The sequence below is a fragment of the Ancalomicrobiaceae bacterium S20 genome, assembly GCA_040269895.1.
GTDB lineage: Bacteria > Pseudomonadota > Alphaproteobacteria > Rhizobiales > Ancalomicrobiaceae > Methyloraptor > Methyloraptor flagellatus.
In genome coordinates, this window is the sequence record CP158568.1 from 3313539 (window position 1) to 3328593 (window position 15055).

The window sequence follows — 15055 nt, forward strand, 5'->3', positions numbered from 1 at the left end:
CCACGGCCGCCCCGCGGCGATCGGCGCCGCCCCGTCGGCGCCGACGGACGAGCCCATCCAAGATCAACAATCCCGGGAGGATGCCATGACGCGAGGTTTCGCGATCGCCTTGACCTGTCTCGCCACACTGGTCGGCTTCACGACCACGACCGGTGCCGAAACGCTCATCGACGCGCGGCAGCGCCTGATGCGCGACATGCAGGAGGCGCAGAAGACGCTGCGATCGGCCGCCGACGGCTCGGCGACACTCGATGCCGACCGGGTCAAGGCCGAGGTCCGGCGCATCGTCGAAGCGGCCGAGACGCTGCAGAACCTGTTTCCCGAGGGCACGCTCGACGATCCGAAGTCCAAGGCACTGCCGGCGATCCTGGCCGGCAAGGCCGACTTCGACGCGCGGCTCCAGGATACGCAGCGCACGGCGCTGATGGTGCTGTTCGCCCAGCCGCAAGGCCAGAAGGCGCTCGCCTACGCCGTCTCCGACATGAACGCCACCTGCGACGGCTGCCACACGCGCTACAAGCAACCGGGCCAGTGAACCCGAGTCCCGACGCCGCCCGACCGTCGGTGCCCGATCGCGCCGTTCGTCCTTGCGAAGCCTGACGGCGGGCGGGCCGGCGATTGCCGGATGTTCCCGAAGTCTTTGCCGTCCTTCCGGATTTTGCTTGCCCTCGCGCACCGGTACACGGGAGGGGTGGGCCCTGTGCCCAGGCTCTGACGGAGGCGCGCATGGGACCCGAGATCATCGTCGTCGAGGACGATCCCGACATGTGCTCGGTGATCGAACGCGGCCTCGGCCAGGGTCTCGGGCGGGTCCAGGGCTTCCAGACCGCGGCCGAGGCGCTCGCCGCGAGCGCCAAGGGTGAGCCGAAGGCGTTCCTGATCGACGTCGTGCTGCCGGACCTCGACGGCTTCACCCTGTGCCGGCGCCTGCGCGAGCGCGGGTTCGGCGGAGCGATCATCTTCGTCAGCGGCCGTAGCGGTGCGCAGGATCGCTCGCGTGGCATCGACGCCGGCGCCGACGACTACGTGGTGAAACCCTTCACGCTCGGCGAACTCGAAGACCGCGTCCGCGATCAGCTCGGGCGGAAGGACCGCGCGCAGGCGGCGCCGGGCACCATGTCGGGCCGGTCCGGGATCGTGCTCGACGTCGCCCTCCAGATCGCGCGCTGGCAGGACCGAACCGTCGTACTGACCGCGCGCGAAACCCTGCTGCTCGCGGCGCTGCTGCGCTTCGGGCCGGATCGGTTCGTTACGCGCGAAGAACTCTATGCCGAGGTGTGGGGCGAGGAGACCGGCGGCGCGCTCAACGCGGTCGACGTCTATCTCGGCTACCTGCGTACCAAGCTCGCCCGGCTCGTTCCCGGCGGGCAGACGCTGATCCAGACCCTGCGCGGCCGTGGTTTTCGCCTGCGCGACGCCGTCGCCGGATCCAGATTGTCGAAATCGGCGCACTGACATCGACCACAGCCATGGAGACGAGCCGGCGGATGCCCATTCGCCGGCTTTTCCATGCGCGCGGTCCGAAAGCAGCATGGCCTCGCCTTGCTGGTCATTCACGCGTCGACGCCGAACGCGCTCCGGCACTGGGCAGGATTTGCCGGTCGGCCCCGGTCGCCGCCGCGAGGGCCGCTCCGCGACGGTCCGTATCGGCCGTCGTCGACCGGCGGACGTTTACCTTAACAACCCGTGTCCGATTGCATTCCTGCCCCTTTCGGGCAGTCCTGCCCTCATGGCGACGACGTCGCGTTACTCCTCAATGCCGCATTTTACCTTAAGTTAACTCAGAAAATTTGAGGCAATTTTTGCCTATTTATGGCGCATGTTGGCGCGCCTATAACCAAAATACTCTTCAGTACCCAACAGGCAGTCCTCGCACGCCATGTATCAGATACTGATCATCCTGAGTATTATTGCGTCGATGGCCGCAGTTATTGCGATCCCCGTCGGAACGAATTCTCAAGTCGCGCTTGCCGCGGCTGCCTGTCTCAGCATGATCGCCCTGTTCAATTTCAGGACATCGAAGACGCTCCGGGTTTTGTTCGTGTCGGTCGGCATGCTCGTCGTGCTGCGCTACCTCTACTGGCGCACGACCTCGACCCTGCCGCCCGCCGGCGACTGGGCCAATTTCGTGCCCGGCGTGCTGCTCTATGGTGCCGAAGTCTTCTGCATCCTGATGATGTTTCTCTCGCTGTTCGTCGTCATCGATCCGCTCGAGCGGCGGTCGCCGCGCCTGCCGGCGGACGATCGGTTGCCCAGTGTCGACGTGCTGGTGCCGAGCTACAACGAGAGCGCCGATCTGCTCGCCACGACGCTCGCGGCGGCGAAGGCGATGGACTACCCGGCCGATCGGCTGACCGTATACCTGCTCGACGACGGCGGCACGGACGAAAAATGCGCCAGCGCCGATCCGATCGCGGCGGCGGCGGCCCGGCAGCGCCGCGCCGAGCTCGAGGGCATCTGCGCCGAACTCGGCGTCGTCTACCACGCCCGCGCGGTCAACCGGCACGCCAAGGCCGGCAACCTCAACGCCGGCCTCGCCCGCTCGACCGGCGCGCTCGTGGCCGTGTTCGACGCCGACCATGCGCCGGCGCGCGAGTTCCTGCGGCTGACCGTCGGCCACTTCCTCGAAGATCCGCGGCTGTTTCTGGTCCAGACCCCGCACTTCTTCCTCAATCCGGACCCGATCGAGAAGAACCTCGCCACATTCGCAAGCATGCCGTCCGAGAACGAGATGTTCTACGACGTGGTGCAGCGCGGCCTCGACAAATGGAACGCCGCGTTCTTCTGCGGCTCGGCGGCGCTGCTCAGCCGAGCCGCCTTGCAGGAAGCCGGTGGCTTCTCGGGCCTCACCATCACCGAGGACTGCGAGACGGCGCTCGAACTGCATGCGCGCGGCTGGACGAGCCGCTACGTCGACACGCCGCTGATCGCCGGCCTCCAGCCCGAAACGCTCGACAGCTTCATCGGCCAGCGGTCGCGCTGGTGCCGCGGCATGATCCAGATCCTCCTGATGAAGAACCCGCTCCTGAAGCGCGGCCTCGGGCTCGCGCAGCGGCTCTGCTACCTGTCGACCGCGATGTTCTGGCTGTTCCCGCTGCCGCGGCTCGCCTTCATGGTGGCGCCCCTCTGCTACCTGTTCTTCGGCGTGAAGATTTTTGTCGGCAACGGTGAAGAATTTCTCGCCTACACTGCCAGCTATCTGGCGGTGTCGCTGATGCTGCAGAGCTATCTCTACGGCAGAGTGCGCTGGCCCTGGATCTCGGAGCTTTACGAATACATCCAGTCGGTCTATCTCGCCGGCGCGATCGCGAGCGTCATCGTCAACCCGAAGAAGCCGACATTCAACGTCACCGCCAAGGGCGTGACGCTGGAAGAAGACCACATCTCGGTCGTCGCCCGCCCCTATGCACTGATGTTCGCGCTGCTCCTCGCCGGCCTCGCCGCGACGGTCTGGCGCTACGACGCCGAGCCCGCGACCAGCGACCTGACGCTGTTCGTCGGCGCCTGGAACCTGTTCAACCTCGTGATCGCCGGCACGGCGCTCGGCGTGGTCATCGAAAAGCGCGAACGGCGGCGCAATCCGCGGCTCGCCATTGCCCGCGACGGCGTGATCCTCGTCGAGGATCGAGAGATCCCGGCCCGGATCGAGGACGCCTCGATCGGCGGCGTGCGTCTGCGGCCCGTGACCACGGATCTGCCGCGGCTGACGTTCGGCATGACCGCGCGGCTCCGCGTCGCCGGGGCGCCGCACACTCCGGAGACGCTGATGCGCGTGCGCCGGATCGACACCGACCGGCAGGGCACGATCCTCGGGCTCGAATACGCGGTCGCCGACACCGCGCATTTCCGGGTCGTGGCCGAACTGATGTTCGGCGAGGCCTCGCCTTTCGCCCGGTTCCGGGCCCTGCGCCGGACCGGCAAGGGTGTGCTGGCCGGCAGCCTGCACTTCCTCTGGCTCGCGGTGCGCGAGGCCTGGCGCGTCACGCGCTTCCTGGCCGTCGCCCGCCTCGGCTTCGGAGAGGCAGGTGAGCGTCCGACCAAGGCGCACGGCGCTGCGCAGGCCCCGGCCCGGCCGCAGCCCCCCTATCCCCCGGATGCGGGCGGCGTCTTCGTCACGGGCGAGGCACCGGCGGCGCCAAGACACTGACCGCCACGTCCGACCGCAATTCCCACGCAACCACCGTCGGCCGCGCCCAGGCGCTCGGTCCTCGACGAACGCCCAGCGGGAGCGTGCAGCCATGAAGATGCCGATCGCCCTCGTCTGCCTGACGGCCGCCACGATCGCCGGGCCGTGCTTCGCCGTATCGGCAGCCGCGGCCGAGCTTCGCCCGGCGCCGCGCGCGATCGGCGGCATGCCCGTCCGCCAGATCGGAGGGCGCCCCAACCTGGCACGTCCGGACCCGGCACATCCGGACCCGGCACGCCCCGCTTCCGGCAAGCTCAGGCTCGCCGCGGCCGTCGAGCCGACGCCGCTCGACGCCGGCGCGCCGGGCCCCAACCGGGACGCCGAACCGCCGCGCATGCTCCGCCGCCTGCCGGCGGTCGCCGGCGGCTGGCGGCTCGCCGGTGAGATCGATCGACGCGAATGGGTGGTCCGCCTCTCAGAGGCCGAGGCCCGGCGCCCGGCCCGACTGCAGATCGCGCTGCGCTCGGCGGTGTCGGTGATGCCGGAGGGCTCGCGGATCGCCGTCGCCGTCAACGGTACGCCGCTCGGCGAGATCGTCGTCGGCGGGCGGATGGAGGCCCCGGCGCGGCTCGACATCCCGGCCGGGCTGCTCGCCGCCGGGGCGAATGTCGTCACCGTCGAGGCGAAGCAGCGCCACCGCGTCGACTGCTCGATCGACGCGACCTACGAACTGTGGACCGAGATCGATCCGACGCTGTCCGGCCTCTCCTTCGAGAGCCCAGCGACGCCGGCGGTCGCCGGAACGCGGCTCGATCTCGCCGAGCTCGCCACGCTGTGGCCGAACGAACGCGGCGAGACCCGCATCACCGCGATCCTGCCGCCCGGGGCCGGTCAGGATCTCGCCGAGGCGGCGCTCGGCACCGTGGCGCGCGTGGCCTTGATCGCCGGCGCCGACCATCCGGTCGCGGCGATGGCGACGGCGCCGGGGACGGACCCGGCATCGACGTCCATGTCGGCACGCCGCTGCAACTGGCGCCCGCGGCTGGTGCCGCCGCGCCCGAACTCGGCACCGCCACGCTCTACAGCGGCACGGCCGAGGGGCGTTTGCGCCTGCTCGTCGCCGGGCGGACGCGCGCGGACTTCGAACGCGCCTTCGCCACGCTCGACCGGCTCGCCGAGACGGTCGCCGGGCGCGGGCAGCCGGCCGCGATCCCGGCCGCGGCGCGCGCCGGCGGCCTCAGGGTCGAACCGGAGCGCCGCTATCGGCTGAAGGACTTCGGCCTTCGCTCGACGGTCTTCGACGGTCGGCTCTACCGGGTGGCGTTCGACATGCAGCTGCCGGCCGACTTCTACCCGGCCGACACCGACAAGGTGCGGATCGGCCTCGAAGGCGGTTACGCGGCGGGCCTCTCGCCCGACGCCCGGATCGCCGTGCTGGTCAACGGCCTCACCGTCTCGGTGCTGCCGATGCCGGATCCACGCGGCCAGATCTTTGCCGATCGTCCGCTGCTCCTGCCACTCGGCGCGTTCCGGCCGGGGCTCAACCGCATCGAGATCACGGCCGCCGTGCCGGCGCCCGCCGACAAGACCTGCGACACGGTCGCCGATCGCGGCCGGGATCGGTTCCTGAGCCTCGCGGAAACCAGCATCACCATTCCGCCGTTGCCCCGGATCGGCCAGGTGCCCGAACTCGCCGGGCTGTCCGGCATTTCGGCGACCGGCACCGGCGCGACGATCCATGTCCCGCATCCGGACCTCGATACGCTCTCGGCGGCGGCGACGCTGGTCGCCCGCCTGACGGTCACGGCCGGCCGACCGGCGAGCTGGCCGCTCCGGTTCGGCAACCCGGACGAGGAGGCCGGAGCTTCGATCCTGATCGGGGCGGCGCCGGACATCGGCCCCGGCATCGCGGCACCCTATGGCGCCCTCGTCGGCGAGACGCTCGCCCGGTGGGCGAGCCAGCCGCCAGCGCCGGCGCCGAACGTCTCGGGCGGCACCATGCGACCGACGCCGCTCGATCGCCGCATCGCCGCGCTCGCCTCGGGCGGACGGGCCGGCACGGACCCGATGACGACCGGCAGCATCCTTTCGCGCGCGATCGGCACGGCCGGCAGCGACGATCCCGAACGCTCCTCCGAAAGCCTGCGCGAGCGCTGGCGCGCCACGGCGACCCGCTCCGGCCTCATCGATGGCTGGATCGCCTCGGCCGCGCGCCTGCTCGGCGGCATCGGCGCCAGCGACGGTCAGCGCGCCGCCGACGTCCGACCGCCCGCGACCGCGACCCTGATCGTGGCGCAGACCGCCGCGCCGGATCGGTCCGCCGGCTGGACGCTGGTGACGGCACCGACCGCCGCCGGACTGTTCGATGCCATCGCCGACGCGACGGCGCCGGACGCCTGGCTGCAATGGCACGGCGCGGCCCTCGTCGTCGACGGCGCGGACGCATCGCTGACCGCGGTGCCGGCCGCGCGCCCGACCCTGATCGCCTCCGGGCCGTGGAGTGCCGGTAACGCCCGGCTCGTGCTGGCGGCCTGGCTCTCCCGCAATCCGCTCGCCTACGCACTGGCCGGGCTCGTCGCCGCGATCGCGGCCGGGCTGGGCATCGCCGGCGCGCTCGCCCGCTCCGGACAAAGGGCCTGATCATGCGCGCTTCCCTCGCCACCACCGCTGCGACCCTTGCTCTCGTGGTCTTTGCCGCCCCGGCGCTCGCCGCGGGCGAGCGGGGCACGTCCCCGCCGCGCCGCATCGCCGGGCTCGACCCGGCCGCCGCCCCGGAGGCCGCGCGCGCCAGTGCGGCCGGCGGCGCGCCGACGATCGATACCAGCGCACTCGCCTATTACCTGCAGCAGAACAATCAGACCCGTGCGCAGGCGGAGATCCGCCGCCTGCGCCTGCTGCATCCCGGCTGGGAGCCACCGGCGGATCTCGCCTCGCTCGCCGATCCCTCGGGCGACGTACAGCCGCTCTGGCAGATGTACGGCGCCGGCCGCATCGACGAGTTGCGCGCCGAGATCGCGCGGCGCATCGAGCGGGGCTGGCAGCCGCCGCCGGAGCTCGTCGCCAAGCTCCGGCTGCGCGAGACGCGTCGCAGCCTGATCGAGGCCTCGGACGCGCGGGCCTGGGCCACCGTGATCGACCTCGCCGCGCGCAATCCGGACCTGGTGACGACCGACGATCTCGATCTCACATGGCGGGTCGCCGAGGCCGCGGCGCGCACCGGCGACAGCCGGCGCGCCGCCGAACTCTATCGTCTGATCCTGACCAACGAGACCCGCGCACCGGAGCGCCTCGCGACCGTGCAGAAGGCCGGCGAGGTGCTGTCGGACGCCGATCTCGAACCGCTGATCGCGCTCGGCAATCGCCGCGCCGACGGCAGCGGCGAGTTCGACGATATCCGCCTCGACCGCCTGCGGCGGCGTATCGGGGTGGCGCTCGGCGGGGAGCGGTCGAGCGGCCCTCCGAGACCGAGCTGGCGCCGCTCGAGGCGGCGACGCGCCGGCGCCGCAGCGCGGGCGATGCCGCGCTGATCGGCTGGTATCGGTTCGGACAACAGTCGTTCGATGCCGCGGAACGCTGGTTCGCGCTGGCACTCGACGTCGGCACCGCGCCGGATGCCGTGGTCGGCCGCATTCTCGCGCTCGGCCGTCTCGGTCGGCGGGAGGATGCTCGCGCACTCGCCGAGGCCCGGCAGGGCGACGACGATACGATCGCCGCCCTGTTCGTCGATCTCCTCGCCGGCGACATCACCGCGCGACCGCCGATCGCGCCGGCGCCGGCCCGGCTCGCCGCGCTCGGCGACACGGTGCGCCGGCTCCGCTCGGCCAATGGCGCTCAGGCGCTCGGCTGGTACGGCTACGGCACCGGCCGGTTCGACGAGGCGGCCGCGTGGTTCGACCTCGCCATGACCTGGAAGCCGGACGCGACCACGGCGCGCGGCCACCTGCTCGCGGCGGCACGCGGCACCGACAAGGGACTGCGGCGTACGCTCGAACAGCGCTATGCGGCGAGCTTTCCCGAGGCTGTCCGGGACGCCGGCAAGGGGGTGCCGAGACCGCCAAGGGCGCATCGGCACCACGCCGGGAGGCGGGTTTCGACCGTGCCATCGCCGCCCACAAGGCGAAGAACGCCGCGCTCTGCCTCGCCGAGCTGGCGGATATCAGGCGCGCCGCCCCGCTCGGGCAGCCGGCGCGGATGCTCGAGGGCTGGTGCCTGCTCGACGCCGATCGGCCGGCCGAGGCCGCCGGCGCCTTCGCGGCGCTGGCCGCCCAGCCGGGCAAGGCCGGCGAGGAGGCCGCCTACGGCCTCGCACTCGCTCGGCTTCGGACCGGAGAGCCGGCGCGCGCCTCCGAGGCGGCCGCCGCCCTCGGCGCCGATCGGCGCAAGGAGATCGACGCGGCCGTTCTGGCCCAGCAGGCGAGCGCCGCCTTCGACCGCGGCGATTACGCGGCGACGCTCGACAGCCTCGATCGCCGGTCGCGGCTCGTCACGCCCTCGCGCGATCTCGAAGTGCTCGGCGCCTGGGCGCTGCTCAAGGCAGGCCGCACGCGCGAGTCGATGGCCCTGTTCGGTCGGCTCGATCGCGAGCAGTCGACCCGGGACACGCGCATCGGCTTCGCCGAGGCATCGAAGCTGACCTACATGCCGCGCGAACGGTGACAGCCGGAGCGCGTGGTGTCGCGCAGCACCCAGACCGCACATCAAGGCATGGCGGCCACGCCATCGCCGGCCGGCTGATCCTGCCGGGGCCTGTGCTAGGGTCCGGCGCGAATGGATCCAGGCGGGTCCGGTCACGCGCGGGCCCCGCCGCTTCGGGAGATCGTCCATGCCCCGCATCGCCCTCGCGTTGACCCCTTCCTTCGCCGATTGGGAATGCGCGCTCGTCACCGCCGTGGCGCGGAGCTATCTCGGCGCCGAAGTGGTGACGGCCACGCCGGACGGCGCGCCCGTCGTCTCGATGGGGGGATTGAAGGTCATGCCCGACATCGGGTTCGAAGCGCTCGACCCCGGCGCCTTCGACGCGCTGCTGGTTCCCGGCGGGCTCGCCTGGGAACAGGATATCGCACCGGACATCGCGCCGATGGTGCGCGCCTTCCGGGCGCAAGGCCGTGTCGTCGGCGGCATCTGCGCGGCGGCGAGCGCGCTCGCCGGCACCGGCGCGCTCGACGCGGTCGCCCATACCGGCAATGCGCTCCAGGCGCACGCACAGCATGCCGGCTATCACGGCGCGGCCCGTTACATCGACCAGCCGCAGGCGGTCTCGGAGAACGGGGTCATCACCGCGCCGGGCTCCGCGCCTTTCACCTTCGCCGTCGAAGTGCTGAAAGCGCTCGGGCTCTGGACCCCGGAGGCCGAGGCCGAGCTTGCGGTCTTCGCCGCCGAGCACACACGAACCGCCTGACGCCATAGCCCACTCATCGGGACGGCCCGCACGCCGTCCCCGGGTTCCGGCAATCCGTTTGCTCCGCGACAAAGAGCCGAGCCCTCACCTCGCCTAGATCGAACCGCCAGCCTGTATTTGCCGGACGGTTCGCATGTCGCCGCTTTCTACGATCCCGCTCCGTCTCCGCCGCGCGGCCCGCGTGGCTCTGGCGCTCGTCGCTCTGGCCCTGCCCGCGATCGAGCATGCCGAAGCCGCGCCGCTCGTGCGCGAATTCCTCGGTGCGGTCGCTCCCGCCGATCTCGTGCCCGGCGCCGACGCCTTCGGCAGCGCCGACGAGAAACCCGGGGTCGTGCCGGCGCTCAAGGCCGGCCAGCCGATCGGCTGGGTGTTCCTGACCTCGGACTTCGTGCCGACCGCCGGCTATTCCGGCAAGCCGATCCACGTCCTTGCCGGCCTGTCGCCGGACGCGGTCGTCACCGGCGTGCGCCTGATCAAGCATTCCGAGCCGATCGTGCTGGTCGGCATCCCGGACGCCAAGATCAAGGCCGTGACCGAGAAATACGCCGGGCTCGACCTCAAGCGCCGCGAGGTGCAGGAGGGCGGCGGGCACGACCTCGACATCGTCTCGGGCGCGACCGTCACCATCATGGTGATCGACGACTCGATCCTGCATGCGAGCCTCAAGGTCGCACGCGTGCTCGGATTGAAGGGCGTCGGCACCGAGGCGGCCGCGACCGGGCCGACGAAGCTCCTCGATCCGGAGCGGCGCGCGCCGTCGGACTGGATCACGCTCGCCGGCGACGGTTCGCTCATCCGGTTCCGGCTCGACGTCGGGGCGATCAACAAGGCCTTCGCCGATCTCGGCGACCCGCGTGCGGCCGACAAGGCCGAGGCGGGCCCCGACGACGACGCCTATATCGACGTCTGGGCCGGGCTCGCCAGCCAGCCGGCAATAGGCCGGACTCTGGTCGGCGACGCCGAGTACGACAATCTTTCGAAGCTCCTGAAGGACGGCGACCAGGCGATCTTCATCGGCGGCAACGGGCGTTGGTCGTTCAAGGGGTCGGGCTATGTGCGCGGCGGCATCTTCGATCGCATCCAGCTGATCCAGGGCACCAGCTCCTACCGGTTCCACGACCGCGACCACCGCAAGATCGTGCGCCTCGCCGAGGGCGCGGTCGCGCCGGCACTGACCGAGACCGACCTATTCATCGTGCCGAAGTCGGCCGGCTTCGATCCGGCGGCGCCCTGGCGCCTGCAGCTTCTCGTGCACAGGCCGGTCGGGCCGATCGAAAAGCTCTTCCTCACCTACGAACTCGGCTACACGATCCCGGCCAAGTACCTGAAGGACGCCGCCCCGGCGCCGGCCGCGACGCCCGTCGCCGCGGCGGGCCCGGACGCCCCGCGCGCCGCCGCCGATACGTCCTCGCAGCGCGATCGGCTGTGGATGCGGATATGGGAGGCCAAGCGCGTCCAGGTCGTCGTGCTCGGCGCCGCGCTGATCGTGCTCACCGGCATCTTCTTCTTCCAGACCTTCGCGACCAAGAACGCCCGCGTCTTCGCGATCGTGCGCAACGCCTATCTCGTGTTCACGCTGGTCTTCGTCGGCTTCTACGCCAACGCGCAGCTCTCCGTCGTCAACGTCCTGGCGGTACTGCAATCCTTCGTCACCGGATTCCGCTGGGAAACTTTCCTGATGGATCCGCTGATCTTCGTGCTCTGGTTCGCGGTCGCCGCCGCGCTGCTGTTCTGGGCACGCGGAGCCTATTGCGGCTGGCTCTGCCCGTTCGGCGCCCTGCAAGAGCTCTCCAACAAGCTCGCCCGGCTGGCGCGCCTGCCGCAGATCACCCTGCCCTGGGGCCTGCACGAGCGCCTGTGGCCGGTGAAGTACATGATCTTCCTCGGCCTCGTCGGGCTCTCCTTCTACAGCCTCGACGTCGCCGAGCGCTATGCCGAGGTCGAGCCGTTCAAGACCGCGATCATCCTGAAGTTCGACCGGCCCTGGCCCTACGTGCTGTTCGCGCTCGGCATGCTCGCGCCCGGCCTGTTCGTCGAGCGGTTCTACTGCCGCTATGTCTGCCCGCTCGGCGGCGGCCTCGCGATCCCGGCGCGGCTGCACATGTTCCGCTGGCTGAAGCGCTATTCGGAATGCGGCTCGCCCTGCCAGGTCTGCGCCAAGGACTGTCCGGTGCAGGCGATCCACCCGACCGGCGAGATCAATCCGAACGAGTGCATCTCCTGCCTCAACTGCCAGGTCCTCTACCAGTCGAAGACCAAGTGCCCGGTCGTGATCGGCCGCGAGAAGAAGCGCCAGCGCTTCGAGGTCCAAAACGCGATCGCGACCGCCGGCGCCCCGAAATCAACCCATCCCGGCCGACCCTTCGTCACCCACACGACGACGAGCGGACCCGTGGTCACGCCCGAGGCGTGAATAAGAAGGAAGAACCACGATGTCTGAGAACGACAAGCTTTCGCGGCGTTCGATCCTGGGCGGATCGGTCAAGACCGCCTTCCTCGCCGGCGTCGCCGCCGCCGGCACGGGCGGGGCAACGGGTCTTCTGGCGAGCAGCAGCGCCAACGCCGCAACCGCCTCCGGCGGCCAGAAGCACGAGATCAAGCCCGGCGAACTCGACGAATATTACGGCATCTGGTCCTCGGGCCAGACCGGCGAGGTGCGCATCATGGGCGTGCCATCGATGCGCGAGCTGATGCGCATTCCGGTGTTCAACCGCTGCTCGGCGACCGGCTGGGGCATCACCAACGAGAGCCTGAAGGTCCTCACCGAGGGCCTGACGCCCGAGACCCGCGCCTTCCTCGCCAAGCGCGGCCAGAAGACCTACGAGAACGGCGACCTACACCATCCGCGCATGTCGTACACCGACGGCACCTATGACGGCCGCTACATCTACGTGAACGACAAGGCCAATACGCGCGTCGCCCGCATCCGCTGCGACGTGATGAAGGTCGACAAGATCGTCGAGGTGCCGAATGCCGCCGACCTGCACGGCATCCGGAACCAGAAGTATCCGCGCACCGGCTACGTCTTCGCCAACGGCGAGCACCGCGTGCCGATCCCGAACGACGGCGCGATTCTCGACGATCCGAAGAAGTATCGCTCGGTGTTCACCGCCATCGACGGCGACACGATGAAGGTCGCCTGGCAGGTGATGGTCGACGGCAACCTCGACAATTGCGACGCCGACTATCAGGGCAAGTACGCCTTCTCGACCTGCTACAATTCGGAGGAAGGCGTCACCGCCGCCGAGATGACCTCGGCCGCGCAGGACTGGGTCGTGGTGTTCAACATCGCCCGCATCGAGCAGGCGGTGAAGGACGGCAAGTTCACGATGATGAGCGGCGTGCCGGTCGTCGACGGCCGCCACGGCACGGGCGTCACCCGCTACATCCCGATCTCGCAGAACCCGCACGGCTGCAACACCGCGCCGGACAAGCGCCATCTCTGCATCGCCGGCAAGCTGTCGCCGACCGTGACCGTGATCGACGTCACCCTGCTCGACGCGCTGTTCGAGAAGAACGCCGATCCGCGTACGGCCGTCGTCGCAGAGCCGCAGCTCGGCCTCGGACCGCTGCACACGACCTTCGACGGCAAGGGCAACTGCTACACCACGCTGTTCCTCGACAGCCAGGTGGTGAAGTGGAACATCGATCTCGCCCGCCGCGCCTTCAAGGGCGAGAAGGTCGACCCGATCCTCGAGAAGGTCGACGTCGCCTATCAGCCCGGCCACGTGCAGGCGACCATGGGCGAAACGGCGGAAGCCGACGGCAAGTGGGTCGTCGCGCTGAACAAGTTCTCCAAGGACCGCTACCTCAACGTCGGCCCGCTGAAGCCGGAGAGCGAGCAGCTCATCGACATCTCGGGCAAGAAGATGGAGGTCGTGCACGACAGCCCGACCTTCGCCGAGCCGCACGACTGCATCATCGTGAAGGCCTCGAAGATCAACCCGCGTTCGATCTGGGATCCGAACGACAGCTACTGGCAGGAAGCCCGCGATCAGGCGGTGAAGGACGGCGTCAAGCTCGGCTCGGACGACAAGGTCATCCGCGACGGGACCAAGGTGCGCGTCTACCTGACCGCCGTCGCGCCGGCCTTCGGCATGGAGAAGTTCGAGGTCGTCGAGGGTGACGAGGTCACGCTGATCCTGACCAACAACGACGACGTGGACGACCTCACTCACGGCTTCACGCTGGCGAACTATGGCGTCGCGCTCGAACTGCCGCCGCAGGCGACGCAGTCGGTGACATTCAGGGCCGACCGGCCCGGCGTCTACGCCTACTACTGCAGCTGGTTCTGCCATGCGCTCCACATGGAGATGCAGGGCCGGATGCTCGTCAAGCCGAAGGCGGCCTGACCATGCGCGCCGCCGGACGTCTCGCCGCGCTCGCCGCGATCCTCCTCTCCGCGACCCGCCCCGGCTTCGCGGCGGAGATCGCGGTCGTGCCCGGACCGGACGCGCTGGCGGCCGCGATCCGCACCGCCGCGCCGGGGACGTCCTCCGGCTCGGCGACGGGGCCTATGCCGGGCCCGTCACCATCGACAAGCCGCTGACGCTCGCCGGCGGCCGCGACGCCAGGATCACGGGGCCGGGAAGGGGCTCCGTGATCACGGTCGCGGCCGACGACGTCACGCTCGAAGGCCTCGCCGTCTCCGGCTCCGGGCTCCGGCTCGACACGCTCGACAGCGGCATCGTCATCGCCAAGGACGCGATGCGGACGAAGGTGCTGCGCAACCGGATCGTCGGCAATCTGATCGGCATCGACGTGCAGGGCGGCCGCGACGCGCTCGTCGAGGGCAACACGATCGTCGGCCGTATCGATCTCCGCAAGAACGAGCGCGGCCCCGGCATCTACGTCTGGAACGCGCCGGGCCTCGTCGTCGCCGGCAACGATATCCGCCGCGGCCGCGACGGCGTGTTCATCTCTACCTCGGCCAAGGCGGTCTATCGCGGCAACCGGTTCCGCGAGCTGCGCTTCGCCTTTCACGCCATGTACGCCAACGACATCGAGGTCCGCGGCAATCTCTCCGAGGGCAACGATCTCGGCTTCGCCTTCATGTTCTCGCGCCGGGTGCGCGCCGAGGACAACCGCTCGATCGGCGATCGGTCGCACGGCCTGTTCCTCAACGCCGTCAACGACTCGGTGATCGCGCACAACACGGTCGCGCGCGCCGACGACAAGTGCCTGTTCTTCTACGACGCCAACAAGAACCGCATCGAGGCCAACCGCTTCGAGGGCTGCGGCATCGGCATCCACTTCACCGCGGGTTCGGAGAAGAACGTCTTCACCGGCAATGCCTTCGTCGGCAACCGCACGCAGGTGAAATATGTCGGCAGCCGTTGGCTCGAATGGAGCGACGGCAAGACCGGCAACTACTGGTCCGATCATGCCGCCTTCGACGTCAACGGCGACGGCATCGCCGATAGCCCCTACCGGCCGAACGACGTGATCGACCAGCTGACCTGGAGCCAGCCGATGGCGCGCCTGCTGCTCGGCGCGCCGGCGGTGCAGCTGATCCGCTGGTCGCAGTCGCG

9 protein-coding genes and 2 pseudogenes are annotated in these 15055 nt (G+C 70.1%); all 11 read left to right on the forward strand.

Annotation, left to right across the window (positions count from 1 at the left end):
• Positions 1-85: 85 nt before the first annotated feature.
• The 11 genes and pseudogenes from ABS361_15050 (at position 86) to ABS361_15100 (ending at position 15044) form a co-directional block, all read left to right on the forward strand.
• A complete protein-coding gene (locus tag ABS361_15050; GenBank protein XBY43405.1) occupies positions 86-535 on the forward strand; it encodes a cytochrome c in 450 nt (149 codons plus the stop codon).
• Positions 536-726: 191 nt separating this feature from the next.
• On the forward strand, positions 727-1455 hold the full coding sequence (locus ABS361_15055) for a response regulator transcription factor (protein ID XBY43406.1): 729 nt from the start codon (positions 727-729) through the stop codon (positions 1453-1455).
• Between the two features lie 424 nt (positions 1456-1879).
• Positions 1880-4147, forward strand: coding sequence for a UDP-forming cellulose synthase catalytic subunit (gene bcsA, locus ABS361_15060; GenBank protein ID XBY43407.1), 2268 nt, complete (start codon positions 1880-1882; stop codon positions 4145-4147).
• A gap of 373 nt (positions 4148-4520) precedes the next feature.
• Positions 4521-5030, forward strand: a pseudogene (locus ABS361_15065) (cellulose biosynthesis cyclic di-GMP-binding regulatory protein BcsB).
• A 200-nt stretch (positions 5031-5230) separates the two neighbouring features.
• Positions 5231-6766 (forward strand): cellulose biosynthesis cyclic di-GMP-binding regulatory protein BcsB, encoded by a 1536-nt coding sequence (locus ABS361_15070; GenBank protein ID XBY43408.1) that lies wholly within the window; start codon positions 5231-5233, stop codon positions 6764-6766.
• Positions 6767-6768: 2 nt separating this feature from the next.
• Positions 6769-7653, forward strand: a complete 885-nt coding sequence (locus ABS361_15075; protein ID XBY43409.1) for a hypothetical protein — start codon at positions 6769-6771, stop codon at positions 7651-7653.
• Between the two features lie 664 nt (positions 7654-8317).
• A complete protein-coding gene (locus ABS361_15080; protein ID XBY43410.1) occupies positions 8318-8782 on the forward strand; it encodes a hypothetical protein in 465 nt (154 codons plus the stop codon).
• Positions 8783-8948: 166 nt separating this feature from the next.
• Positions 8949-9524, forward strand: coding sequence for a type 1 glutamine amidotransferase family protein (locus tag ABS361_15085; GenBank protein XBY43411.1), 576 nt, complete (start codon positions 8949-8951; stop codon positions 9522-9524).
• 133 nt (positions 9525-9657) lie between these two features.
• On the forward strand, positions 9658-11937 hold the full coding sequence (locus ABS361_15090; GenBank protein ID XBY43412.1) for a 4Fe-4S binding protein: 2280 nt from the start codon (positions 9658-9660) through the stop codon (positions 11935-11937).
• A gap of 19 nt (positions 11938-11956) precedes the next feature.
• Complete coding sequence (nosZ, locus tag ABS361_15095; GenBank protein XBY43413.1) at positions 11957-13876, forward strand: TAT-dependent nitrous-oxide reductase; 1920 nt, start codon at positions 11957-11959, stop codon at positions 13874-13876.
• A pseudogene (locus tag ABS361_15100) lies at positions 13821-15044 on the forward strand (nitrous oxide reductase family maturation protein NosD). Before nosZ ends, ABS361_15100 begins: the two are co-directional and overlap by 56 nt.
• Positions 15045-15055 lie beyond the last annotated feature (11 nt).